This window comes from Corynebacterium anserum (genome assembly GCF_014262665.1).
Lineage (GTDB): Bacteria > Actinomycetota > Actinomycetes > Mycobacteriales > Mycobacteriaceae > Corynebacterium > Corynebacterium anserum.
This window is the reverse complement of sequence record NZ_CP046883.1, coordinates 2,021,141-2,045,766: the sequence shown is the minus strand read 5'-3', so window position 1 is coordinate 2,045,766 and position 24,626 is coordinate 2,021,141. Positions and strand designations below refer to the sequence as shown.

Genomic DNA, 24,626 nt, shown 5'->3' with positions numbered 1-24,626 from the left:
TCATACGATGGGCTCCTAACCGATAGCGTCATAGTGAGTGGTATAAATCACACTCACTAGTGTTGTGTATCACACTAAGGAGCATTCATGGCAACGAGCCGAGAACACAACCAACCGTCGTTTACGGTCGTATCAATCGCCACGAATCTTCCAGGGCCGACAGCGGCAAAGAGATTCTGTGAGCTAGGCGCTGAGGTCATCAAGGTAGAACCACCTAGCGGTGATCCGATGCGCCTATACAACGAGCCGTATTACACAGTCCTTGCTGAGGGACAACAGATCCTCACGTTGGATCTCAAATCCCCATCGGGCATGACAGAACTCCATCGCCTTTTATCCGGCGCCGACATTTTCCTCACCTCACATCGAACGGGAGCGCTTACACGCCTTGGTTTGGCGTGGGATGAGCTGCATGCTCAGCACCCCAGACTGTCTCAGGTAGCGATCGTCGGTCACGGGGATGGCGAGGGCAACATCGCTGGTCACGACCTCACGTACCAGGCTCATGCCGGCACACTCACTCCACCGCAGTTGCCCACTATTCCCGTCGCAGATATGGCGGGATCGGAACGTGCTGTCAGTGAAGGTATGGCGGCACTATGGGAAACACAGATAACCGGAGAGGGAACCTTCCGCGAAGTTGCCTTAGCTGATATGGCAGAAGAATTTGGAGCCCCTGCCTACTATGGATTGTCCAATCCTGGCAGTCTTCTCGGTGGGGGTTTGCCACATTACGGCCTCTACGAAGCTGCCGACGGAGGGTGGGTGGCTATAGCGCTGCTGGAGCCACACTTCCTGGACAAAGCTACTCAATTGCTGGATATCAGCGGCAGCAAAGAGGACTACCGTACAGTCATTGCGACCAAGACGGCAGCTGAATGGGAGAGGTGGGCACGAGAACACAGCCTGCCCATTGCTGCGGTACGTGAAGCCGGGTAATTGCTGCGTCGATCATCAGAGAACAACGCAGCCTACCTCGCTATAAACCATTCGACACAGCGCAGTGCACCATTACAACGCGGACAACCACAACACCCACAACGACAAGCCATAAGGACACCAACCACATGTCTCAACTAGATGATTACACCTCCCCATGGATGAACGACGAGCTCAAGGCGCTGCGTGAACTGGCGCGAGACTTCTTTGAACGTGAATCCGTCCCTAACCAAGAACGCTTCGCAAAGAACAAACAGGTTGACCGCGACTTTTGGAATAAAGCCGGTGAACAGGGACTGCTGTGTCTGTCCATGCCGGAAGAATACGGCGGTGGTGGCGGAACCTTCGCGCATGATGCGGTGGTGCTGGAGGAACAAGCATACGTTTTCGACTCATCCTTCGGTAACCATGTGCATTCAGTGATCACCGCGCCATACTTCAACCACTACGGTACCGAGGAGCAAAAGAAGTACTATCTGCCCAAACTCGCTAGTGGTGAAATGGTCGCCGCCATTGCCATGACAGAGCCTGGGACAGGATCGGATCTCCAAGGCGTGAAAACCACAGCCGTGGCGGATGGTGATGAATGGGTTATCAACGGCTCCAAGACCTTCATCACCAATGGCACTCATGCGGATGTGATTGTTGTTGTGTGCCGTACAGGTGGGGTGGACGTTCCGGGGCATCAGGCGCTGAGCCTCATCATTGTGGAAACCAAGGATCTCACGGGGTTCGAACGCGGTCGCATCTTGGACAAAGTAGGGCAAAAGGGTCAAGATACCCGCGAGCTATTCTTCGATGACGTGCGCGTACCGAAGGCAAACCTCCTGGGCGGAGAAGGCCGTGGTTTCTACCAGCTGATGGAGCAACTACCGCAGGAGCGTCTGTCTGTTGCCGTGGCTGCGGTGGCTAATGCGGAGGCAGCACTGAAGGAAACTATTACGTATGTGAAGCAGCGTAAAGCGTTCGGGAAGACCATTTTCGATTTCCAGAACACCCGTTTCGAACTGGCCGAATGCATGACTGACATCATGGCCGTGCGCACGTACATTGACTATTGCATCCAACAGCACGTGGACGGCAAGTTGACGGCTGCCGGCGCCTCTGGTGCGAAGTACCTCGCCACAGACAAGCAATGCGAGGTCATCGACCGTTGCTTGCAACTTCACGGCGGCTACGGGTACATGCTGGAATATCCAATTGGCCGTGCGTACCAGGATGCTCGCGTCATGCGAATCTATGCCGGCACGAATGAGATCATGAAGGAGCTCATCGCCCGTTCTCTGTAGCGTCCGCGGACTCGACCTCGGTTTCTTCTTCGGCCATGGTTTTGCGGGTCGGCCGCGCCAGTTGCGTCATCTCCCGGCGCCCGCGGAGCTCCACGGATTTCAGCATGGTCCAACGAGCCTGCTCGGCTTCGTTGGCTTCCCGCACCGTCGCGGCAGATGTGAGGCAGCGGCCTGGAGTGTTCTTTGCCAGGTCGGTGAGGCGTGCTGCTTGGTTTACTGCGTCGCCAATGACGGTGTACTCGAAGCGATCGCGTGCACCGATGTGACCAGCAACTACTGAGCCTGCGGCCACCCCAATACCCGCCTCGAATTCCATGCCTTGCAATTCTTCGCGAAGTTCACGGGCGGCAGCCAGCGCGTGACCGGCAACATCGTCAAGAGGTAGCGGGGCGCCGAAAACGGCCAAGGCTGCGTCGCCCTCAAACTTATTGATGATGCCCTTGTTGCGGTGAACTCCCTCGACCACGCGGTCGAAGAAATCGTTCAGTGCCTTCACCACATGTTGCGGTGCCTTTTGGGTGGCGAAGCCGGTGGAACCAATCACGTCCACAAACAGCACCGCGACTTGCCGTGATTCTCCACCGAGTTCGGGCTTCTCCTCCAATGCGCGGCGAGCAACTTCCGTACCTACGTAGCGGCCAAACAGATCGCTCACCCGCTGACGCTCCCGCAGGCCGCGCATCATCTCGTTGAATCCGGCCTGCAGAACACCGATTTCGGAAGAGTCATAGATACGCACGTGGGTATCCGTTTCGCCACGGCGTACGCGGTTGATGGCGTACTGTAGTTCACGGATCGGATCGACTACAGCCATGGAATACAGGCGCGTGCCGGCGAAACCGGTGAGTAGCATCGTCACGGATAAGGCGATGAGAGCGGGGAGAATATCGTTCGCGTCCCCAGGGAAAAAATTGCGCGCCTCCGCAAAGAGGAGCAGTAAAATGCCCACAACGGGCACAGCGGAAGTTAGTAACCACGTCACCATCAGGCGCCGCGACATTGGATTCAGATGAGAGTGGTCGGGAGCTCCTCGTTGCAATGCACGGGCAGCCACCGGGCGTACCAAACGCTCGGCTTCCATGTAGGTCATGAGGCATACCATCAGGCCGCCCAGAGACGCAGTGACGCAGACGGTGATCGCCCAATGCGATGAGTACTGTATGGCGACGAAAGTGAAGACCACCACCCCGATCAACCACAGCACTGCGCCCGTGACCGTTTGGAGAGTGGGGATGCGTAGCACGAGGTCACGCACCATATTTGGGTCGTATGCATTCGGTGTTCTCTGCCACCGCAACACTGGCGCGAAGAACACTAATGTCAGCGCTATGCCCGCGAACACTGCAAAGATGAAGTAGCCCACGTAGAGCATGGCTGTGGTTGTATTTGGGCTGGTCAACGCCTGTGCTTCCGGCAGTGGTATGAGGAAACGAAGGAAGGTTGCAACAGCCAGCGCCCCCACCACGTTGGTAGCCAGAACCGACGCTGCGTATAGGGGCCATGAGGTTTTTCCGGCCCAGGCTAAGTAGCGAAGGAACTGAGTCATGACTTTCAGCCTATCGGAGTGCGGTCGTGCCCGTAGATAGGATGGGTGATTGTGAGTGAAGAACTACCTCCGGTATTCGAGATGATCACCGCGGAATCTGTCCGCGATGCGCTAGTGAATGCCGTGAAAGATCCGTCAGCGATGACGCACTCGTGGCTGTTCACCGGTCCTCCGGGAAGTGGCCGCTCGATTGCGGCGAAGGTGTTTGCTACGGCCTTGGTCTGTCCCCATGGTGGATGTGGTGTCTGCGAGCAGTGTCGTAGTGTCACCGCTGGTTCCCACCCGGACATCTTGTGGGTGTCCACGACGGGGGCGGTGATCCCCGTCGATGAGGTGCGCAAGGTCGTGCTTGAGGCTGCGAAATTGCCGGCTGTGGCTCGCTGGCGCGTGGTTGTGATTGAGGATGCCGATCGGCTCAATGAATCCGGCGCTAATGCGTTGCTCAAGTCTGTTGAAGAACCTCCGAAACACACTGTTTTCCTCCTCTGCACGCCGTCGACGGATCCGCAGGATATTGCTATTACGCTGCGTTCTCGCTGCCGCCATGTGTATGTGCCGACTCCCTCTCCGCAGCAGGTGGAGAATGTGCTTTTGTCCGACGCCACGTTGGCTCTTACCGCGGAACAAGCGAAATGGGCAGCTGGCGTTTCCGGAGGGCATATCGGACGTGCGCGAAGGTTGGCGTCGGATGAGAAGGCCAGAGCTAAGCGCGCCACGGCATTACAGCTGCCCACGATGGTGTACGAGCCAGGCGCTGTGTACCGATTTACGGCGGAGTTGGTGGCGAAAGCCACCGAGGAGGCTGCCTCCACAATGGAGGCCAAGGATGCGGCAGAGCGGGCGGAATTGGAGACCTCTCTGGGGATGGGGTCGAAGGGGCGCGGGGTGGCAAAGGCACAACGCGGCGCGGCGGGGCAGATCAAGGCTTTGGAAAAGGAGCAGGAGGCGCGGCGTAAGCGTATGATGCGCGATGCTCTAGATTTGGCTCTGATCGATGTGGCTGGGCTATATCGAGACGCAATGATGGTGGCGGCAGGGGCGGTTGATGGGCAGGGAACCCCCATCGGTGGTTTTCAGCACCCGGATATGGCGGCGACATCGAAGGAATTAGCGCGGAGGAACTCCCCAGAGGCGTTGGTGCGTTGCATTGATGCGGTGGCTGAATGTCGTGACGCTTTACAGCTGAATGTGCGTCCGGAAGTAGCCCTGGATGCGATGGCTGGCCGGCTGCGCGAGTGTTGTGGAGTGGTGTAGCGCGATAACGAGGCTAGGGTTGCTAGATCAGATCGCGGCCCACCACCCCCGTCAGCATTTCCGGGTCCATGTTGGTGCCTTCCCGGATAATGGAAAGCTCGCCCGTTGGTTCCAAGATGATGCATTTCACTTGCTCCAAGCAAGTGATGCCAGAGCGCCGAGCCGCAGCGTAAATGTTTGCCTTGGTGACATGGGCTTTGCGCATGTTTTTTGCCACGAAGCGCCCGTGGGCGACGAGCACAATGGGGTTACCGGATATGGCGTGACGAATGCCGCGGAGATCTTGCACCGCTCCGAAAGCCGCTTCCATACATATGAGCGTGAGGAGGCCTATCACACCAGCTGCCAAAGTCGGGGGATGCCCGATGATGACACGGCCAGCAACGGCACCGAACATGACGATAACCACTGCATCGAAGCTAGCGAGTTTGCCGAGAATACGCGGGCCAAAGATCCTGACAAACACTAGAAACATGAGATAGATAAGGACGCCAGACGCGATGACCAGGGGGATACGCCATGCTTCGATGCCTAACTCCAGACCAATGGTGTCCGCCCAACCGGCTGGTGGAGTCCATTGGACGGCGAGGGTTTCGGCGCCGGTCGACGTGGAGCTGAGGGGTGGCGTGAGGTGGCTCATCGCAGCGCTGATGTCCGGATTCATGTCCTCTAGTTTAGGAGTAATACTTGCCCTCGGGAGCCGGGGCGTGGCGATTGCCACGGTGTTTTGTCTGCAGATAGGAGTGTGCAGTAAGATACCCGCTTGTACATCGTGTACGTTGCCGCTTTAGCTCAGTCGGCAGAGCGTTTCACTCGTAATGAAAAGGTCACGAGTTCGATTCTCGTAAGCGGCTCCAATGAAATACCAGTTTAAGGCCATTTTCTCGCAACTTGAGAAGGTGGCTTTACTTGTGTCAGCCTGCTCTTAGCCCGCTATAGATTCACTACTGCTAGTTTCGCTCTGATCTCGCATTCATCGAAGTGGACACTGCCTTAACCCTGCGATTACCTACATCGCAATCCATCACCCGGACTACATAAGCAGTCTAATCGTCTTGAAGACCAAAAGTAACTCGCCAGATATTGAACTGTGTAGTAATGGGGTAATCGCCTCTGCGCTGTTCGATTAACTCTTGAGCGGTAGCCTTCGTAGTAGAAGCGCCTAGAATTTCTGGGTCAAGTCCTCGACCCGAGAGCTGCTTCCCTTGTTCTCGACCCTCCCTGAAAGCGAGGTAAACAACTTCAGGGGAGAAGCGTTCTGTAACCTCGCCCTCCCAGCCTTCCAGTTCAACCCGCTCGAAAAGGTAATGGGCAGTATCGGAGTCTAGAATTTTAGCCAGCGAGTAAGCCTCCATTTCCGTGCGGGCAAGACCGGCGAATTCTTCACTCAATGACTCGTTGTTTCGCTTGAAGAGAACGAATACCGCGGCAGATTTATTTTTTCTGTTAACAAAGCGCATTATGCTCTGCAAGCTTCTTTGAGCTTCTTTGAATACATTGGAATTAGCATAGGCGTGGAAAGTCTCCCCGTTGCTAACGATAGTTCCTTTGGTGTTGCCGATGAACGTTGTCATCACATCCCCGTTGCACTGGAATTCCACATTTTTCTGCTCCCGCCTTGAAACGTCGCGATTGCCTGAGACTGTAGGTACGCCGGCTTTAAGTGGAGCATCTCGCCACCAGAGATAAAACTTATACTTATGGACAACATCCAGTGGTGGCACCGCAATATTGAACGCAAAGGGTTTTGTACTAACGGTCCGTTTAACCACTTCCTGACTTCATTGTTATGACCACTAGCGGCACCGTTGTGATGGTTGAGCCCAAGGGTGAGCAGCTGAAGAATGATGACTCTAGACGCAAGCTTAAACTCGGCCGAAAGTGGTCGCCCCTGGCTGGAGACAAGTTCCGCTACTACATGGTTTTCCAAGACGGTGTCACCCCACTGGAAGGCGCGTTGAATCGGTCGCAGTTCTTCTCGCTTCTCAAGTAGCTATAGGGCAAAATACGGAGACTTCGCCCGCGGTTCTACGGTGCACAGTAGTCTTGTGCTATGTCTGACTATCCGCATCTGCTTGAGCCCCTTGACCTGGGCTTTACGACTCTTCAGAACCGCGTCATTATGGGTTCTATGCACACGGGCTTGGAAGACTCGTTGCACTACGTGGAGGATCAAGCGGCGTTTTTTGCAGCGCGCGCCTCTGCTGGCTTGTTAATCACTGGTGGCTATGCTCCGTCTCAGACTGGAGTGGTGAAGCCTTTCGGCTCCACAATGACGCACAAGCGGCAGGCCAAGGCTCACCGTACGATCACGGATGCTGTTCACAAAGCCGGAGGTAAAATTGCGCTGCAGTTGCTACACACCGGCCGCTATAACTACGCGCCGTGGAGTGTTTCCGCTTCTGCCATTCGGGCGCCGATTAATCCGTTCACCCCGAAGGCGTTGAGTGACAAAGGCATTCGTAGGGAAATACAGGCCTATGCCCACGCTGCCGCGCTCGCACAAGATGCCGGATACGACGGCGTGGAGATCATGGGATCCGAAGGGTATCTCATTAACCAGTTCCTCGCGCCGCGGACGAACAAGCGTAATGATAAGTGGGGCGGTACTCCGCAGAATCGTCGTCGTTTTGCCACGGAAGTCGTCAAAGCTGTCCGGGCGGCTGTGGGGGAAAACTTCATCATCGTGTTCCGGCTGTCGATGATCGATCTCGTCCCGGAAGGCCAGGCACCGGAAGAGATCATTGCTTTGGCGCGCGAGATTCAGGATGCGGGAGCCACGATCATCAATTCCGGCATTGGTTGGCATGAAGCTCGCGTTCCCACGATTGTCACCAGTGTGCCGCGAGCAGCCTTTGTAGATGTCACGGCGGAGATTCGAAAATCGGTGGATATTCCAGTGGTGGCGTCGAACCGAATTAATACCCCGGAGATGGGCGAGGAGATTCTGGCCAATGACAAGGCTGATCTGATCTCTATGGCGCGTCCATTTCTGGCCGACCCGGATTTTGTGACGAAAGCTGCGGAAGGGCGGGCGGATGCCATCAATACTTGTATTGCCTGCAACCAGGCGTGCCTTGACCACGCTTTTGAGAACAAGCGTGCCTCGTGTCTGGTGAATCCTCGTGCGTGTCATGAACGCGAGCTAGTTCTTCTTCCTTCTCCTATCCGACGCACAGTCGCCGTTGTCGGTGCTGGTCCGGCCGGCCTGGCAGCGGCCGTATCCGCGGCTGAGCGCAACTTTGATGTCACCGTGTTTGAGGAACGTGACCACATTGGTGGCCAATTTGCTTTGGCAATGCAGATCCCGGGCAAGGAGGAGTTTAAGGAAACCATCCGTTACTTCACCACTCGCATGAGAGAGCTGGGAGTAGATGTGCGGATGAACACTCGTGCGGAAGTGGATGATTTACGGGGCTTTGATGACGTCATCATTGCTACAGGCGTGGAGCCACGTGTGCCAGAAATTGAAGGCATCGAGCATGAGAAAGTCATCACCTACGCCGAGTTGCTATCTGGTGAAAAGTCCGCCGGGGATAAGGTGGCGATCATGGGCGCCGGAGGCATTGGCGTGGATGTGGCTGAGTTCTTGGCCTATGAGAATTCCTCACCAGCCGTTGACAGAGAAGAGTGGATGCGGGAATGGGGAGTGGATGCCAACAACCGTGGCGGTTTGACCACTCCCGTTGTGGAAAAGGCGCGCCGGGAGATTCACCTGTTACAGCGCAAATCCAGCCATATCGGTAAGGGGCTGAATAAGACCTCCGGCTGGGTCCACCGCGCGTCTATCACGATGAAGGGTGTGCATCAGTGGACTGGTGTTCGCTATGACAGGATTGACGATGCAGGTTTGCATATCACTCACGATGGCCAGCAACGAGTTCTGGATGTAGACACCATTGTGTTGTGCACGGGTCAGGAGTCAGTGCGTTCTCTCTATGATCAGGCAGAAGCTGCCGGCGTGACGACTCACATTATTGGTGGCGCGGACGTTGCCGCTGAGCTTGACGCCAAACGCGCAATTCGGCAGGCAACCGAGGTTGTGGCAGCGATGGAACCCCAAGATGGCGCGCCGAGGGTGGCTCCTCTACCGCTACATCTGCGGCTTCAGAAGAAAGCCCTGGGTGCGATGATGCGCTAGTGCCGGGAAACCCATCGAAGTGACGCCCCAGCCATAGTGACCCGCTAGTGCCGGGAAGGCCGCCCCAGCCATAGTGACGCGCTAGTGCCGGGAAGGCCGTGGAATATGTGAAGGACACCCCGTAGGGTGTCCTTCACTACTGCGTGGAGCTCTAGCGTGGACCCTGAGATGGGTTGCTTTCACACACGGGAGTCATCGCCTCGTATGGCTCCATGAGAGAAAGCTCGCGTAGCTGGGATGGGACACCGAAAGCATCGACGAGGGTTTGTGACCACGGTCCGAGAGAATCGACGAGGTCATTCAAAGCAGCGCGCGCTGCTTTGGTTCGGGTACCGGACAGCAAATTCTGTTCCAGGTACCACGAGGCGTTATCCACGATGAGGGAGAGGAAGTAGACGTCCCGAACCTGTTCGAAAACCTTCTTGCCTTGCAGCGTGGTCAGCTTCGATTCCGCATCCAAGAATGCCTCGAAAATGATGCGATCCACGTGTGCTTCAGCCACGGCCAGCAGATGGTCCTGGGCCTTATCCACCACGTCTGCTGCCTCTTCGACGGAGAGTTTCCGGGCGGGTCGCAGGCGGCGTGCCAGCGACAGCATGAGACGATCCTCACGCTCGGTGAGTAGTTTCACTTGGTTAGCCGGATCAAAGAGGGAGGTTTCTTCCGAGTCTGTAAAGGTGTCCTGCAGATTTTGAATGATGGCATCTGCTGCGGTGCGGCGTCGGAGGAGGGAACCGAAAGAATCTAGGCCAAAGCGCACCATTTCTAGTGGTTTGAGGCCGCCTAGTTCCTTGGCGAACCCTGTCATGAGTTCTTTGCCAGCGAGCTGCATCATGACCACATTGTCGCCTTCGAAGGTGGTGAAGATATCGGAGTCTGCCTTGAGTGTGGTTAGCAGGTTTTCCGACATGTAACCGGCACCGCCGCACGCTTCGCGCATCTCCTGGATGGTGTCCGTAGCGTGACGGGTGTTGGCAGCCTTCAAAGCCGCAGCATGAGCCTCAAGTTCGCGTTGGTCAGCCTGCTCTTCCTTGGACATGTTGGTGGGGTCGGCTCCACGCTTATCCAGTTCGTCCACGCGAGAAATCAGGGTGTTCGTGGCGAATTGCAAGCCATAGGACTTAGCGATTGCAGGAATGAGACGCAGACGGTGCTTGCGGTGCTCGATTAGCTTCTTTTCCGGTAGAGATTCGTCCGAAGCGAATTGGCGACGCAGATTCGCATAGCTCGTTGCGATGTCTAATGCGGTACGCGTGGCTGCACCAGCGGCTGCGCCAACGGTGACACGACCGCGCACGAGGGCACCGAGCATTGTGAAGAACCGGCGGTTCGGATTCTCAATAGGGGAGGAATAGTTACCCTCTTCGTCTACCTCGGCGAAACGGTTCAGCAGGTTTTCCCGTGGTACGCGGTAGTGGTCGAACATGAGGGTGCCGTTGTCCACGCCGATCAGGCCGCCCTTGTGTCCGTGATCGCCCAGGCGCACGCCGTCGATAGGTGAGCCGTCTTCCTCGCGGATGCGTGCCACGATGCAGTGGACGCCCTGGGATTCTTCCACTCCAGGGGTGTAGAGCTGGCAGAACACAGCTGCCCAACGGCCATCGCGTGCGGCGTTACCGATGTAGAACTTCTCGGAAGAAGCCGTCGGCGAGTTGATGATGAATTCTTTGGTCGCCGGATCGTAGTGAGCGGTGGTTTCGATGGATTGCACGTCGGACCCGTGGCCGCGTTCGGTCATGGCGAAGCACCCGAGGGCGCGTAGGTTGATGGTGTCTTTGACAAGCTCATAGTGGCGTTCGGTGCCGAGGTTGCCTACGGCACCGCCCCACAGGCCCCACTGCACGCCGGACTTCACCATGAGGGAGAGGTCGGAGTGACCGAGCATTTCGATAGAGGTCAGTGCTTCTCCGGTTTTGCCGGTGCCTCCTTGCTCTGTACGGAATACACCAGCTGGCAGGCCGGATTCGAGAACCTTGAAGAGGTTTTCGGTGATGCGGGCGCGGGCTTCGTCAAGCGGAAGGCCTGCGACGGGGCGCATGTCTTTGTCATTGAGGATCGCGCGGATGGCATTGCGCGTCTCGGGAAAATTGCCGTCAAGGACGCGTTGGAGGTCATCGGCGACTTCTTTGGCCTGGGCTGGCTCAGGTTGGTTCGACAGGATCTCTGGGGCTTCCCGGCCACCAGCGATTGTGGTAGTTGCCTCGGTTACATTGTTGTCCTGTTGTGTCATGGGTCTCATCCTAGTGCGCGATCCAGTGAAAAGCTCGCCTCGCAAGCAAATTGTTATTTTTATATAGTTCGCCCTGAAGTTTTCAGACCTGGCGTCGCTCACACACACCCAACCAGTTCCCCCGAATTGATCGGAAACAATGGGCAAAAGCAGTGGTTTCTTTTTTGCCCATGGGCGCGAGGTTTAATATTGCCCCCATGCCTAGAGTCGATAATTCCTGGAAGTTGGTTGCATTTGCGCTGCTGGCTGTTGCGTGGGGCGGCAACGAATTCACCCCGATGATGGTCTTCTACAGGGGAGAACAGACCTTCTCTCCCGTCTTCGTAGATTCCCTCCTTGCTAGTTATGCCGTGGGTATTGCTCTTGCCCTCCTTGTTGCTGGTCCGCTCTCAGACCGCTACGGGCGCAAAATTGTCATGCTTCCAGCACCTATCGTCGCTCTCGTTGCTTCTGCTCTGATTGCTGCAGGTGAGACAAACGAGCCGCTGATATTCATCGGGCGTGTGCTCTCTGGTATCTCCATCGGCATGGCTATGACAGCCGGCGGTTCGTGGATTAAGGAACTCTCAACCCCAGCGTTCGATCCCAAGGCCAGCCCCTCGTCTGGAGCAAAGCGAGCTACCATGTCGCTCACCGGGGGTTTTGCTCTGGGAGCCGCAGTGGCTGGAACTCTTGCCCAGTGGGGACCCTACCCAGGTCAGCTGCCGTACATCGTCCACGTCGTTTTGTCGGTCGTTTCCATCGTGGGGCTAATGACTGTTCCCGAGACGCGCCAGAGCGCACACCTCAGGGTGAAAGGGTCCTTCTGGTCTGATTTGAAAACTCCTTCCATGACCCATCCTCGCTTCATCCTCGCGGTTATCCCCGCCGCTCCGTGGGTCTTCGGCTGTGCTGGCGTGTCCTATGCAATCATGCCGTCGTTGGCGCAGGGCACCGTTTCTGCGCCGGTGGCGTTTTCCGCCCTGATCACCGCCATATGTTTAGCGTGTGGCTTTACGATCCAGCAATTTTCACACATCCTGGATAGCCCGTTGAGTGCCCGTGGTCAGCAACTGGGGCTTGTGCTCACCATCATTGGTATGCTCATCGCTACTTGGACCGCGCGGGAAGTGACGATTCTCGGAGTGGTGCTCACCGCCATCGTCCTCGGAGGCGGGTATGGCATGTGCCTAGTATCCGGACTCGGCGAAGTACAGCGCATCGCTGGCCCGAATGACTTGGGTGGTCTCACCGCGATTTTCTACGCCGTGACGTACATTGGCTTCTTCTTCCCGATGCTTCTCACCAAGCTCAATGACTGGTTCACCTACCCACTCATGCTGGGCTTTGGCGTGGTGATGGCTATTCTGGCATTGATCGTGGTCACTGTCTTTTCGAAGAGGTATCTCCCGCAGGAGGCGTGAGTATCTCACGCCTTTCTGGTTCTTTTCTCGGCCTCCCTCCGAGTTTTATCGACGCCGAAACGGTGCCGTCTTACCGGTGCCGTGGACTCTCGAATTCTTGTCGACGCCACGAGCCCCCAGCCCCAAAACCACTAATTGAACAACAACTCCGACCAAGGGTCCGAGCCCCAATCCCAACACTGACCGGGTTTCCGGGGAGGCGTCAATGGTCAACAGGGCGATGGCGGCAGCTGTTGCAGCAACCCAGCCTGTGAGATAGAGCGTGTGCCGATCAGCGGCTAGTGCGGCAGAACCAGAAATCATGAGAAGCGCAGTGGAGCCGGAAGCTACGGTCAGCAGCGCCAAAGACTGTGCAGAGACGATGTAGTCTTCCTTGAAAAAGATCCGCATAATTGGTTGTCCCAGCACCCATGCTGCGCCCCCACCGGCGAAGGCTGTGGTAACAACAGCGGCCATCGGGAGCAAAGAGGCGCGCAGAACGCGTGTGCGATTCTTAGTGAAGTGCACTATCAACGCAGGTTGGAATCTCTGTAAGGGCACCAGGAGCGGAGCACGGGTGAGTGTGACAGCAGTGATTGTGGCCGCGAGAGCCCCAGGGAGAACCGCAGTGTCAGTGGTGAACTTCAATAGGACGGGAAAGCCACTGATGATTATGGCATTCGCGCCGCTTGCGCCCATAGCTTTCAATGAACGTACTGCGAAGGCGCGAGGATTGACGTCGGCAAGTTCAGAGAGCAAACTACGAGTCAGGCCAGAGAAAACTACGAAGAGTAACCACGTGGCTGCGCCGAGGACGGTCATAATTAAATACGCGAGAAGCTGCCAACCCATCCACCAGGCCACAGCGGCAAGGAGCAAACGCACTCCAGAATCCAGTGCGATAAGCCAAGCGAACGTTGACCAGCCCATCACTGCTGACAGTAGACCACAAATGCTTGCCTGGAAGGAATAGGCAAGCAACCCTACGGCCAGCAAGCCCACGCCCCACATCTCATGACCAGGGCTGACAGTATCTGCCCACAACGGGCTGGAGACAAGCGTGAGAAGGAAACTCAACACTGCGAAACCAGCGGTCACACGCATTGGATTAGCGCGATTAGTGTGAGGGAGGGGTGAAGCCGAGACATGAGAGCTGCGAGCGTTCGTTACAGCCCGAGCGGACTCTTGCATGAGCCCGTCGAGCACACCTGTGAGGGCGAAGAATAACCCCCAAAAAACCATGAAGGTCTCATAGTCGGCAGGGGTCAGGGCACGAGCGGCGATGAAGATAATCGCGTAGCCTGCGATGGCAACAAAGACGGTGGCAGCGGAAATAGCGCGCATAGTTACTAAGCCGCGCCCTCCTCAACGCTCGTGCCAGCAGGTAGGGCAGCGCACTCGGTAGCGGTGAGGTGCGCCGGTGGGGTGGAACTGGAACCTGCCGTGATGCCTTCGCGGGCGGGCAGCGGAAACTCAGGCAACGCCGTGCTGTAGACCCACGCTGTGAAAATCTCCCGAGCGTAAAGAGAGGCTTCAGACGCATTTTTGCACATGCGGTACTCGTTCAGCACGCTGGCCACTAGGTTCTCTAGGTCGCGGGTTTCTACCAGTCCCGTCTTATGCTCGGCCGTCCACCGGTGGAGGAGCTCAAAAAATGCTTCATCGCCGAGCACCATGCGTATGGCGTGGACGGTGAGCGCACCACGTTTGTACACGCGGTCGTCGAACATATCCTCCGCTCCTGGATCGGAGAGCAGTAGATCCTGAGGCTTGGACATGAGCTTGTTGTAATGAACCCACGCATGGTGAGAGGCCGGAATGCCTCTGGAACGCTCAAACCACAACCATTCGGCATAACAAGCGAACCCTTCATTGAGCCAAATATCGCGCCACTCAACCAGTCCGACCGAATTTCCGAACCATTGATGGGACAGCTCATGGGCGATGAGCCGTTCCCAGCTCCGTTTGCCGTCTACATGGTTGCAGCCGAACATACTCATCGCTTGTGCCTCTAGGGGAATTTCCATTGCCTCTCCGGTCACCACCACCTCGTACGCAGGAAAAGGGTAGTTTCCGAACATATCGCTATACGCCTCGATCATGGCGGTTTGATCAGCAAAGTCTATGGCGAAGTTTTCGCGGGTTACTTTGGCACCCGGGGTTCCCTCCGGCAACCATGCCGTTACAGGAATTATGCGGCGCCCTACGGTGGCTGGGCGCAATTCCTCTTTGCGGAACGGGCCGACGTACAAAGCCGCTAAATAAGTGGACATTGGATAGTCCACGCGATACTCGCGGGTTACTTTGGCGCCAGCGGGAGTCTCACGCATGAGATCACCGGTGGCAACGGCTGTTACGTCGCGGTGAGTTGTCACGCGAATAACGTAGCGAGCCTTTTCATCGGGGGTGTCATCGCACGGAAACCATGATGGTGCCCCGTTGGGTTGACCGGCAACTAATGCTCCTTCTTCTGTTTCTTCCCATCCGACTTCACCCCAGGGTGATCGCAACGGACGGGGCGTGCCACTGTACTTGATATGCAGATCAAAGGTGAGGTCGGTGGGTAATTGTTTTATGAAACTGAGGTGTAGCTTGTTGTTGCTCTGGCGGAATCGACGCAGTATGAACAGGTCAGGGTCGGTATGCCCATGTGCGGAAATAGTGACTTTTTGAACCCTGAGATTGTTCGCCAGATCCAGCGTGAGTGTCTTGAGTTCGCGGTAATTTTCCACCGACAGGGTCGCTGTGGCAGTTAAGTAATTAGGGCCAGCGTTATAGTCCATGTCCAAGGTATAGGACAGCACGTGAAACCCCAGGTTGTAGTCGATTCCTGTATAAGGATCGCGGGGTCCATTGATGGGGCTTGTGCGTAAAGGACGGGAATTGCTCACACAAGAACCCTACTAGGTGGCGGATGCAGCCGGGCTACTTCGGGGAGGCAAATGCCCCTCGCACGTGCCGGTGACGAGGGGCGGGAGGAACGAGGGTCAAAGCAGTATTTAGGTCAAGGCAGTATTTTATGACCTATGACCCCAGAGAGGCGCCTTGCTCTTTGAAGTTCGGGTCAGCGCTTGCAGTGGGCTTTTGAGCTCCGGTGCCCAACCCGTTAACCAGATCTTTCCAGAAGTAGCGGGTATCGTCCTGCCAGTATCCCCACTGGTGAGTTCCGGTGAATCGGAAGTTGTAGTTGACGCCGATGCCGAGCGTGTCGGTCTTCATTTTCAGCTCGTTAGTGCATCCGTTGGTGGCCATCTCGATTGCACCACCCTCGACGATCACGGTTGCAGATGCGGCCACGTTGCCCTTGACGCGAGGGGAATTGAGCATGTCATGCTCACCGGCTAGGCCGGACCCGTTGGATACGTAGATGTTCTTGGTTCCGCGCAATTGCTCCGCTCCCAGGAGAGCATCGTTATGGCGGGCTGTTGCAGACTGTGGTCCACCCCACATCTCTTCCATGCTGGAGTTGCCACGGTTGAGGGTGATGTTCACGAAAGCCGCACCGTGAGGGCTGGTAGTAGAAGCACAACCGGAAAAGGAACCGACTGCGGCGTACATTCCTGGATTGTGTTCAGCGTAGGCCAGGGAGGTGGTGCCGGACATGGACATACCGGCGATTGCCTTCGTGCTGTTCGCGACCTTGGTGCCGTCTACCTCGAATTTTTCAAAAGCACCGGGCAATTCCTTGGTCATGAAAGTTTCCCACTTTTGCCTGCCGCCGGTCTCACCTTTGCGGTTGACACCCTGCAAACCGGCGTTATCGCCGGTCCAATCGGAGTAGTAGGAGAAAGCCCCGGCCATGGGGATAACGATGTTGGCACCAATGCCTGGAGACTTAACGCCAGTAGTGTTCTTGGAAAGGTTTCCCCCGTAATAGTCAATAATGTCCGTCTGGGCGATCCAGTTCGCGCGCCCCTCTCCGCCGTCGGCACCGTTGAGTAGGTAGAGGGTTGGGGCAGAAGAACGTTTAGTCTTATTTTCAGGCTGGATAAGAACGAGCGGAATCAGACGATCCATAGCTTTGGAATAGGCGGTGACAACCTTGACGTTGTCGTAGCCTCTGGACTGGTAACGCTTGATGATTTCCAGCCAGTTCATAGAGCTGCTGGCATTTTCGTACAAAGTACGGAAATCATCGTTATTGGTGCCAGCGGTCAGTTCGGCACCGATGGAGGCATCCTGAGCCTGAGCTGCAGGAGCGATCAGGGGAGTGGCGGTTGCCGGAGCCAAAACTGCCATCGCAGCGGCAGTTGCGCGGAAAATAGTGCGCTTCATATGGTCAAACCTCAAAGAAAACTCAGCGTTAGTACAGCTATACGGCGGTAAAACTATGGTGCGGTGGGCGTGGTGCGTCATGCTGATTTTTAGCGTTATGAGCAGCAAAAGAGCGCTAGAGGGTCCATAACGTATGCATAACGTTCCAGCTTTATGCGGTGATGATACATGTTGGATCATAAAAAAGTGGAGTATTGCGTAAAGAGACCGCGAGTACATCGCTCTTTCTGAAAAAAGCCCTCATCTTCTATGGTTCCTCCGGAAGGCTCAGGGAATCCTGTGCGCGTCGGGGGAGGTAGACGGAAGGCCTAGGAGAGAAGGCCTAAATAAAACCTTGAGAAGGGGTCTGAAGGGTACATGGTAAGGGGTCTGAAGGGTGGGGAAACTAGTGGGTGTTGGGCGAAGTAGGCGGGCGGTCTAGCGAAACTTGCATAAATATCACTGAAAAACTGTCTCCTTTATGCCAACGATCAATGAATAACTCTCATAACTACCGGCACGGAAGAGTTCGTCACGCGACGTATTAATAGCGTCGCAGAGTCTCTAGGATCCGCTGCCATGCACCCAACCTGGCTCTCACTACGGCTTTTAGTCCCGTTAACGGCTTGCGGTAAATCTGAAAACTAGGGAGGATGTGGCGTCGGAGATCCAAGAAAGGATAGGAAGAACAAGGGGCTGGGGAGACAGCAACCCATTTGGCGCGTACTCTTAGAAACCGTGGCTGAACATTATGATCTAGTAGTACTCGGTGCAGGCCCAGGCGGATACGTGGCAGCGATCCGTGCTTCTCAACTCGGCCTGAAAACCGCCGTCATTGAAAAGCAGTACTGGGGAGGCGTGTGCCTCAACGTCGGATGTATCCCATCGAAGGCGTTGATCCGCAACGCAGAGCTCGCGCACACCATCACCAAGGAAGCCAAAACCTACGGCATCACTGGTGACAATATCTCCATGGACTTCGGAGTTGCGCATAAGCGCTCACGCAAGGTATCCGCGGGAATCGTCAAGGGTGTCCACTACTTGATGAAGAAGAACAAGATCCAAGAGATCAATGGTAAGGGCTCTTTTATAGACGCAAAAACCATCGAAATTACTGAAGGCGATGATGCAGGCAAGAACATCACCTTCGACAACTGCATCATCGCAACCGGTTCCGTGGTGCGCTCCATCCCCGGCGTAGAAATCGGCGGGAATATTGTGTCCTTTGAGGAGCAGATTCTCGACGACAACAAACCTGACTCCATGGTCATCATCGGTGCGGGCGCTATTGGTATGGAGTTTGCTTACGTACTCTCCAACTTCGGAGTGGATGTCACCATCGTGGAGTTTATGGATCGCGTACTGCCAAACGAAGACAAAGATGTCTCCAAGGAAATTGCCAAGCAGTACAAGAAACTCGGCGTTAAGCTCAAGACCGGCTACAAGACCACTGAGGTTCGTGACAACGGCGAGGGCAAAGGCGTGGAAGTGGACATCGAGTCCGCTGATGGTTCCAAGTCTGAGACGCTGAAGGCCGATCGCGTTATGGTTTCCATCGGCTTCGCCCCTCGCGTCGAGGGATATGGGCTGGAAAATACCGGTGTAAAGCTCACCGAGCGCGGTGCCATCGATGTTGATGATCACATGCGCACCAATATCGACGGCATTTACGCCATCGGCGATGTCACCGCTAAACTGCAGCTCGCACACGTTGCGGAAGCTCAGGGCGTGGTCGCCGCTGAGACGATCGCTGGTGCGGAAACACAGGTGCTGGGTGACTACATGAACATGCCCCGCGCCACATTCTGCTCCCCTCAGGTTGCCTCTTTCGGCTACACCGAAGAACAAGCGCGCAAGAAGGCTGAAGAGGAAGGCCGGGAAATCAAGGTTGCATCCTTCCCATTCACGGCCAACGGCAAGGCACAGGGCTTGGGCCATGGTGTGGGCTTTGTGAAGTTGATTGCCGACGCAGAATATGGCGAGCTCATCGGTGGCCACATGGTAGGTCCTGACGTATCTGAGCTGTTGCCAGAGCTCACCCTTGCACAGCGTTTTGACCTCACCGCTGAGGAAATTGGGCGCAACGTCCACACCCACCCGACCCTGTCTGAGGCGATGAAGGAAGCCGCTGAGGGTATTCAAGGGCACATGATTAACCTCTAGTTATTTTGAGCCCTTATTCTCAGGATTCAGCGGCATTCCCCGCCTAACTTCCCTCTTCCAGACCTGTCCGCCTAGATGATGAAGTTGTTACGGAGAGCCTGAGACCATGCTGCTCATATGGAGAGGCTAATACGGAGAGACTGTTGAGCGGTGTGCATCCACGTCGATCGGGCGGTCGATGGGCGGAAAAGCGCGCTGTGGGCAGTCTGTACGCGGACACATCCGGCAACCTGAACCGATAGGTGTTGCAGCGGAGAGATCATTGAGGTCTAGACCATCGGAATATACAGTGCGGGATGCCTGGCGTAGTTCGCATCCGAGGCCGATGGCAAACATCTTCCCTGGCTGTCCCCACGCTGCCCGGTGATGATTCACGGTGCGGGCAATCCATAGATACGTGCGCCCATCAGGCATCTGCGCCATCTGGCGCATGATCTTCCCCGGGTAGCTGAAGGTCTCATACACATTCCACAATGGGCATGTCCCGCCAGAGTTGGAGAGGTGTAGTCCGGTGGCGGATTGACGTTTAGACATGTTGCCGGCACGATCGACGCGCACGAAGGTCCACGGGATACCGCGCTGAGAGGGGCGTTGAAGTGTGGATAAGCGGTGGCAGACAGTCTCATATCCCACGCCATAATCGCGCATGAGGAATTCAAGGTCATAGCGAGATTCCTCCGCCGAGGCGTGGAAATGACCATAGGGAAGCAGAAGCGCGGCGGCCCAGTAGGTGGCAAGACCGCGGGAAGCCAGTAGCTGCGAGCTTTCTGAAGTGAAGTGCCCTAGCTCTACCAAAGAGGCGATGGTTTCTCCGGCTTCGAGATAGGCCAATTCCGTTGCAAGACGGAAGGCGATCTGCCCTGGACGCATCTTTGAAGACACAAACAGCTGCCGAGTATCGGGGTTGAACTGATGTTGAGTATCGCCCATTTGTGGCAGGTGCTTCACACTCACACCGTGTTTATTTCGCAGACGTTCGGCGATGATCTCTTCGGTGTGGTGAATCCGCATATTGCCCAGATTCAAAGTATTGGATAGCTTCTCTGCCTGCACATCCAGTACATCGACGTAGTTTTGACGGGAGTAAAAGTAGTCGCGTACTTCTTCGTGAGGCATGCTGAAAGCCTCGGGACCGGATGCGCGGCCAAAGAGTTCGCCGCGTGGGGTAATGGACATGACCGCTGAGCCCTGAATGCGTTCTTCGGTGGCGAGAGTGAGCTTGTCGGAGACATTGCGGTAGCGCGAGTGCATGTTCACCATTGAGCGAGCGACGGTCGGGTGATTGCGGACCAGTGCCGCTAATTCAGTGACGTCCACAGGGGTGGGGCAGATCTCACGATCCATCACCACGTCCTGAAGTTCCGCGAGTAACCGAGTGTGATCCTCTGTGGAGAAGAATGTGGCGTCGACACCGAAGGCTTTCGTGATCCGTTCCAGCACTTTGAGGGTTAACGGCCGCACGTCGTGTTCGATTTGGTTGACGTAGCTGGCAGACAAGTTGAGTGTTTTGGCCAACTGTGCCTGGGAAATATCGCGTTCCTTACGGAGTTGTCGCAGGCGGGAACCCACGAAGGTGCGTTGTTCTGATGTGGATTCGCGGCTCATGCTTTCAGCGTAATGGCTGTGTGGTCGTGGGTGCGCAAAGATGCGCCAATACCTCAGGGTTGTAGTGCGCGTGCGACAATCTAAGTATCGCTGCATGCAGCAGTCTAAGTTTTGTGTCGGCCCACTGGGTGCGAAAGGTTAGTGTTTGTGGAAGGCTCAACAATGAAAGCGTTCCGTTGGCTCGCTCTCATGCTCATCCTGTTCGCTGCATTGGGCATGGGAATTGGCGCAGCCGAGAAACCGGATGCGCCAACAGCGACGTTGCCGGATGGTACAGATTCCAAGGTGGTTGCCGAAGTCCTCGCACAGCGTCCTGGCGACGATACGCAGGCCGCGATTGTTTTCTTCACATCCGTAAAGGAAGGCGATACCCTGCCGCTCAACGAACTGCGTGGTGTAGCTAAAGAGTTGGGCGGCCCGCTGATCCCTAATGGGGATAAGTCTGCGGCGATCATCCCGATCGACGTGGTGAACAAGGGTCTGCAAGCTAACTCAGAGAAGATTCTTTCGATGCGTGAGGATATTGCAGCTCAGATGCCTGCTGGTGTCGAATCATACATAACTGGTCCGGCTGCTGTAAGCGCAGATCTCTCCGCTGTATTTAGCGGGGCGAATTTTCTGCTGCTTGGAGTCACCGCTGTGATTGTGGCGGTGTTATTGATCGTTACATACCGATCGCCGATTCTCTGGATCATCCCGTTACTTGTTATCGGCGTTGCCGATCGACTTGCTCAGACTGCATTTACGTGGATTCTGGATGCTTGTGGTCAGGTATGGAATGAGTCTGCATCCGGAATTTTGTCTGTACTGGTGTTTGGTGCGGGGACGAACTACGCACTGTTGTTGATTTCTCGCTATCGCGATGAGTTGCACAAGCATGAGTCACGTTTCGACGCGATGGCTGCAGCGTGGGGGCCGACTGTGAAGACCATCTCCATGTCTGCTTTGACCGTGGTGTTGGGAGTGGTTTGTCTGATGCTCTCCGCTGTTCCCAGCACCCGTGGCTTGGGGCTTGGTTCTGTTGTGGGAATTCTCATCGCGTTGTTATTCGGTGCTTTTGTTTTGCCAGGAACTTTGGTGTTCTTTGGGCGATGGATCTTCTGGCCTCGTAAGCCGAAGTTGGGTGACCAGTCGGAGCACGTGGTGTGGGATCGGGTGGGATGTGAGGTACGGAAACGTCCCGCTGCGGTGGCCATTGTGTCCCTCATTCTTCTGGCGGTGTGCTGTGTTGGCGCTGCCAACAGCCATACTGGTCTCACCCAGTCTGATCAATTTATTAAGACGCCAGAATCAATTGCCGCAGCGGATATGCTTGGGGAAAAATTTCCTGGCCAAGATGCCACACCGGCAAATGTCATCACGAAGGACGCGAAGGGACTGGGTTCTTATCTAACGAAGAAGGGCGCGCAGGTTCAGCCTGCAGAATCTGCAGGGGATTGGGAGGTGTTGAACGTTTCAGGCCCCGATACTTCTGAACTCCGCGGATGGATTGCCGAATCTGGGAACTATACTGACGCGAAAGTCGGCGGCCAGAATGCTGAACTTTATGACCAGGAACAGAGCTCCGCTGAGGATCGTGCCCTCATTTTTCCTCTGGTGTTGGTTTTAGTTTTCGTGGCCTTGATGTTCGCGTTGCGGAGCCTTGTGGCGCCCGCCATTATGGTGGCATCCGTACTCCTCACCAATATCGCAGCCTTGGGTTTGGGTTGGTGGATTTCCACCGATGTTTTCGGGTTTAAGGCTTTTGCCGACACCACCCCGCTGTATGCTTTCGTGTTCCTTGTAGCTCTGGGTGTGGACTACTCCATTTTCCTCATTACAAGGGCGCGTGAGGAAGCTCAGAACTGTGGTACTGGGAACGGTATACTCCGAGCTCTGTCTTCTACTGGCGGAGTTATTACCTCCGCTGGAATTCTGCTCGCCGCGGTGTTTGCGGCGCTGGGGGTGCTGCCTTTGGTGGTGCTCGCTCAAGTGGGCATTGTGATTTTTATTGGTGTGTTGTTGGATACGTTGATCGTTCGCACGTTACTTATTCCCGCTGTAGTGCAGTTGATGGGGGAGAAGTTCTGGTGGCCTAACCCGATGAGTCGAAATGAAATAAAGAAAGATTTAAGGCGGTAAAAAAGCGACTGCAGTAGGGTGCGGAACGTGAATGCGGCTTCCTTTCGGCGGTGGAGTACAGAGGGTTGGGAAGTCGTCATATAACCCTGCACATGATTCTTCGTGAAGCCATGACGTGATTGTTGGATTTGCAAGCCTAGCGCGACCAACAACTGGGGCAATAGACCGGGCGAACAGCGGCATAGAAAATAGGGCGGCTCATGCACATGCATGAACCGCCCTATGTCAGGCACTGTGACCAGCCCTGGAGTCTGAACTCAGGCGCATTGCCCCAAGAGTGCGGGGTGGCTGGTCATTGTTAATGGCCTAGTGGAACTGGCCCTCCTCGGTGGAGCCCTTCAGAGCAGTGGTGGAGGAGTTTGGATCCACGGTGGTGGCGATGCGGTCGAAGTAGCCGGCGCCAACCTCGCGCTGGTGCTTGACAGCGGTGAAGCCGCGCTCCTCGGCTGCCTTGAACTCGCGGTTCTGCAGATCGACGAATGCGGTCATCTGCTCGCGAGCGTAGCCGTAAGCCAGGTCGAACATGGAGTAGTTCAGGGCGTGGAAGCCAGCCAGGGTGATGAACTGGAACTTGAAGCCCATAGCGCCCAGCTCGTTCTGGAACTTGGCGATCTCCTCGTCCTCCAAGTGTGCGGACCAGTTGAAGGATGGGGAGCAGTTGTAAGCCAGCAGCTGGTCTGGGTACTCCTCGCGGACAGCCTCGGCGAACTTCTTAGCTAGCTCGAGGTCAGGTGTACCGGTCTCCATCCAGATCAGGTCTGCGTACGGAGCGTATGCCTTCGCGCGGGCGATGCAAGGCTCAACACCATTCTGAACGTTGTAGAAGCCCTCAGAGGTGCGGCCGCCGGTCAGGAATGGCTTGTCGCGATCGTCGACGTCGGAGGTCAGCAGGGTAGCGGCCTCGGCGTCGGTACGAGCGACAACCAGGGTAGGAGTGTTAGCAACGTCAGCTGCCAAACGTGCAGAGTTCAGAGTGCGAACGTGCTGCTGGGTTGGGATCAGAACCTTGCCGCCCAGGTGTCCACACTTCTTCTCGGAAGCCAGCTGATCCTCCCAGTGGGTACCAGCGGCGCCAGCCTTGATCATGGCCTTCTGCAGTTCGTAAACGTTCAGTGCGCCACCGAAGCCAGCTTCGCCGTCGGCAACGATTGGGACGAGCCAGTTCTCAACGGAGTCGTCACCTTCGATGCGAGCGATCTCGTCAGCGCGCAGCAGAGCGTTGTTGATGCGCTGAACAACAGCTGGTACGGAGTTTGCAGGGTACAGAGACTGGTCTGGGTAGGTGTGGCCGGAGAGGTTAGCATCGCCAGCAACCTGCCAACCAGACAGGTAAACAGCCTTCAGGCCAGCGCGAACCTGCTGTACTGCCTGGTTACCGGTCAGTGCGCCCAGAGCGTTGATGTAGGAATCGTCACCCTTGTTCACGGCCTCCCACAGGATTTCAGCACCGCGGCGTGCGAGGGTGTGCTCCTCAACAACGGTGCCCTGCAGCTCAGCAACCTGCTCAGCGGTGTAGTCGCGCTTAACGTTTGCCCAACGTGGGTTCTCGTCCCAATCCTTCTGGATTTCAGCAGCGGTACGTGCCTTGCCAGTGTTAGTCATGTGGTTCTTCACTTCCTTATATGGAGATGTGCTTTGGATCCCACGCGCTGGCGCGGGACATGCACGACCTGAAGGACTATGGCTTACATTGCATCGGCAA

17 protein-coding genes and 1 tRNA gene are annotated in these 24,626 nt (G+C 56.0%); 9 read left to right on the top strand and 9 right to left on the bottom strand.

What is annotated here, in order from left to right; genetic code table 11:
• The first annotated feature begins 87 nt into the window (after positions 1-87).
• Together GP473_RS08595 and GP473_RS08590 are read left to right on the top strand one after the other, a co-directional pair.
• Positions 88-939, top strand: coding sequence for a CoA transferase (locus GP473_RS08595; protein ID WP_185770453.1), 852 nt, complete (start codon positions 88-90; stop codon positions 937-939).
• Positions 940-1,067: 128 nt separating this feature from the next.
• Positions 1,068-2,228: an acyl-CoA dehydrogenase family protein gene (locus GP473_RS08590; protein ID WP_186276861.1), complete on the top strand. Its 1,161-nt coding sequence runs from the start codon at positions 1,068-1,070 to the stop codon at positions 2,226-2,228.
• On the opposite strand, the gene GP473_RS08585 is transcribed toward GP473_RS08590, so the two are convergent.
• Complete coding sequence (locus GP473_RS08585; protein WP_185770451.1) at positions 2,209-3,774, bottom strand: adenylate/guanylate cyclase domain-containing protein; 1,566 nt, start codon at positions 3,772-3,774, stop codon at positions 2,209-2,211. The two genes, GP473_RS08590 and GP473_RS08585, sit on opposite strands and share 20 nt — an antisense overlap.
• A gap of 81 nt (positions 3,775-3,855) precedes the next feature.
• Here GP473_RS08585 and GP473_RS08580 point away from each other — a divergent pair, with 81 nt between their 5' ends.
• Complete coding sequence (locus GP473_RS08580) at positions 3,856-5,028, top strand: DNA polymerase III subunit delta' (protein ID WP_185770790.1); 1,173 nt, start codon at positions 3,856-3,858, stop codon at positions 5,026-5,028.
• Between the two features lie 22 nt (positions 5,029-5,050).
• Here the strand turns inward: GP473_RS08580 and GP473_RS08575 are convergent, their stop codons facing one another.
• Positions 5,051-5,692 carry a DUF421 domain-containing protein gene (locus GP473_RS08575; RefSeq protein ID WP_246394775.1) on the bottom strand — a complete coding sequence of 214 codons (642 nt, stop codon included), beginning with the start codon at positions 5,690-5,692 and terminating at the stop codon, positions 5,051-5,053.
• 117 nt (positions 5,693-5,809) lie between these two features.
• Between GP473_RS08575 and GP473_RS08570 the strand changes: the two genes are divergently transcribed.
• Positions 5,810-5,885, top strand: a tRNA-Thr gene (locus GP473_RS08570).
• A 189-nt stretch (positions 5,886-6,074) separates the two neighbouring features.
• On the opposite strand, the gene GP473_RS08565 is transcribed toward GP473_RS08570, so the two are convergent.
• The gene (locus tag GP473_RS08565; RefSeq protein WP_185770450.1) at positions 6,075-6,800 is read right to left on the bottom strand and encodes a hypothetical protein; all 726 of its coding nucleotides are present in this window, start codon (positions 6,798-6,800) and stop codon (positions 6,075-6,077) included.
• A gap of 41 nt (positions 6,801-6,841) precedes the next feature.
• Here GP473_RS08565 and GP473_RS08560 point away from each other — a divergent pair, with 41 nt between their 5' ends.
• On the top strand, positions 6,842-7,021 hold the full coding sequence (locus GP473_RS08560; protein ID WP_185770788.1) for a restriction endonuclease: 180 nt from the start codon (positions 6,842-6,844) through the stop codon (positions 7,019-7,021).
• A 60-nt stretch (positions 7,022-7,081) separates the two neighbouring features.
• Positions 7,082-9,169 (top strand): NADPH-dependent 2,4-dienoyl-CoA reductase, encoded by a 2,088-nt coding sequence (locus tag GP473_RS08555; RefSeq protein ID WP_185770449.1) that lies wholly within the window; start codon positions 7,082-7,084, stop codon positions 9,167-9,169.
• A 151-nt stretch (positions 9,170-9,320) separates the two neighbouring features.
• Here the strand turns inward: GP473_RS08555 and GP473_RS08550 are convergent, their stop codons facing one another.
• Positions 9,321-11,399: an acyl-CoA dehydrogenase family protein gene (locus GP473_RS08550; RefSeq protein WP_246394774.1), complete on the bottom strand. Its 2,079-nt coding sequence runs from the start codon at positions 11,397-11,399 to the stop codon at positions 9,321-9,323.
• Positions 11,400-11,569: 170 nt separating this feature from the next.
• On the opposite strand from GP473_RS08550, the gene GP473_RS08545 reads away from it, so the two are divergent.
• A complete protein-coding gene (locus GP473_RS08545) occupies positions 11,570-12,802 on the top strand; it encodes an MFS transporter (protein WP_185770447.1) in 1,233 nt (410 codons plus the stop codon).
• Between the two features lie 45 nt (positions 12,803-12,847).
• On the opposite strand, the gene GP473_RS08540 is transcribed toward GP473_RS08545, so the two are convergent.
• The 3 genes from GP473_RS08540 to GP473_RS08530 all read right to left on the bottom strand — a co-directional run bounded on the left by GP473_RS08540 (position 12,848) and on the right by GP473_RS08530 (position 17,056).
• Positions 12,848-14,125 carry a lipopolysaccharide biosynthesis protein gene (locus tag GP473_RS08540; protein WP_185770446.1) on the bottom strand — a complete coding sequence of 426 codons (1,278 nt, stop codon included), beginning with the start codon at positions 14,123-14,125 and terminating at the stop codon, positions 12,848-12,850.
• Positions 14,126-14,130: 5 nt separating this feature from the next.
• A complete protein-coding gene (locus GP473_RS08535) occupies positions 14,131-15,672 on the bottom strand; it encodes a M1 family metallopeptidase (RefSeq protein ID WP_185770445.1) in 1,542 nt (513 codons plus the stop codon).
• Between the two features lie 133 nt (positions 15,673-15,805).
• Positions 15,806-17,056 carry an alpha/beta hydrolase gene (locus tag GP473_RS08530; RefSeq protein WP_186276860.1) on the bottom strand — a complete coding sequence of 417 codons (1,251 nt, stop codon included), beginning with the start codon at positions 17,054-17,056 and terminating at the stop codon, positions 15,806-15,808.
• A 717-nt stretch (positions 17,057-17,773) separates the two neighbouring features.
• On the opposite strand from GP473_RS08530, the gene lpdA reads away from it, so the two are divergent.
• Entirely contained in the window at positions 17,774-19,198 is a 1,425-nt protein-coding gene (gene lpdA / locus GP473_RS08525) for a dihydrolipoyl dehydrogenase (protein ID WP_186276859.1), read from the top strand.
• 126 nt (positions 19,199-19,324) lie between these two features.
• Here lpdA and ramB read toward each other — a convergent pair whose 3' ends face one another.
• Entirely contained in the window at positions 19,325-20,803 is a 1,479-nt protein-coding gene (gene ramB, locus GP473_RS08520) for an acetate metabolism transcriptional regulator RamB (protein WP_186276858.1), read from the bottom strand.
• A 162-nt stretch (positions 20,804-20,965) separates the two neighbouring features.
• On the opposite strand from ramB, the gene GP473_RS08515 reads away from it, so the two are divergent.
• Positions 20,966-22,924 carry an MMPL family transporter gene (locus tag GP473_RS08515; protein ID WP_186276857.1) on the top strand — a complete coding sequence of 653 codons (1,959 nt, stop codon included), beginning with the start codon at positions 20,966-20,968 and terminating at the stop codon, positions 22,922-22,924.
• A gap of 306 nt (positions 22,925-23,230) precedes the next feature.
• Here GP473_RS08515 and aceA read toward each other — a convergent pair whose 3' ends face one another.
• Positions 23,231-24,526 carry an isocitrate lyase gene (gene aceA, locus GP473_RS08510; RefSeq protein ID WP_185770441.1) on the bottom strand — a complete coding sequence of 432 codons (1,296 nt, stop codon included), beginning with the start codon at positions 24,524-24,526 and terminating at the stop codon, positions 23,231-23,233.
• Positions 24,527-24,626: the final 100 nt, after the last annotated feature.

What these genes read in the sequence shown, in the direction of transcription:
- GP473_RS08515 (WP_186276857.1), top strand. Translation starts at nt 20,966, where the DNA reads ATGAAAGCGTTCCGTTGGCTCGCTCTCATGCTCATCCTGTTCGCTGCA.
- GP473_RS08560 (WP_185770788.1), top strand. Translation starts at nt 6,842, where the DNA reads ATGGTTGAGCCCAAGGGTGAGCAGCTGAAGAATGATGACTCTAGACGC.
- GP473_RS08580 (WP_185770790.1), top strand. Translation starts at nt 3,856, where the DNA reads ATGATCACCGCGGAATCTGTCCGCGATGCGCTAGTGAATGCCGTGAAA.
- GP473_RS08530 (WP_186276860.1), bottom strand. Translation starts at nt 17,056, where the DNA reads ATGAAGCGCACTATTTTCCGCGCAACTGCCGCTGCGATGGCAGTTTTG.
- GP473_RS08575 (WP_246394775.1), bottom strand. Translation starts at nt 5,692, where the DNA reads ATGAATCCGGACATCAGCGCTGCGATGAGCCACCTCACGCCACCCCTC.
- GP473_RS08555 (WP_185770449.1), top strand. Translation starts at nt 7,082, where the DNA reads ATGTCTGACTATCCGCATCTGCTTGAGCCCCTTGACCTGGGCTTTACG.
- GP473_RS08550 (WP_246394774.1), bottom strand. Translation starts at nt 11,399, where the DNA reads ATGACACAACAGGACAACAATGTAACCGAGGCAACTACCACAATCGCT.
- GP473_RS08585 (WP_185770451.1), bottom strand. Translation starts at nt 3,774, where the DNA reads ATGACTCAGTTCCTTCGCTACTTAGCCTGGGCCGGAAAAACCTCATGG.
- GP473_RS08540 (WP_185770446.1), bottom strand. Translation starts at nt 14,125, where the DNA reads ATGCGCGCTATTTCCGCTGCCACCGTCTTTGTTGCCATCGCAGGCTAC.
- ramB (WP_186276858.1), bottom strand. Translation starts at nt 20,803, where the DNA reads ATGAGCCGCGAATCCACATCAGAACAACGCACCTTCGTGGGTTCCCGC.
- GP473_RS08590 (WP_186276861.1), top strand. Translation starts at nt 1,068, where the DNA reads ATGTCTCAACTAGATGATTACACCTCCCCATGGATGAACGACGAGCTC.
- GP473_RS08545 (WP_185770447.1), top strand. Translation starts at nt 11,570, where the DNA reads ATGGGCGCGAGGTTTAATATTGCCCCCATGCCTAGAGTCGATAATTCC.
- GP473_RS08595 (WP_185770453.1), top strand. Translation starts at nt 88, where the DNA reads ATGGCAACGAGCCGAGAACACAACCAACCGTCGTTTACGGTCGTATCA.
- aceA (WP_185770441.1), bottom strand. Translation starts at nt 24,526, where the DNA reads ATGACTAACACTGGCAAGGCACGTACCGCTGCTGAAATCCAGAAGGAT.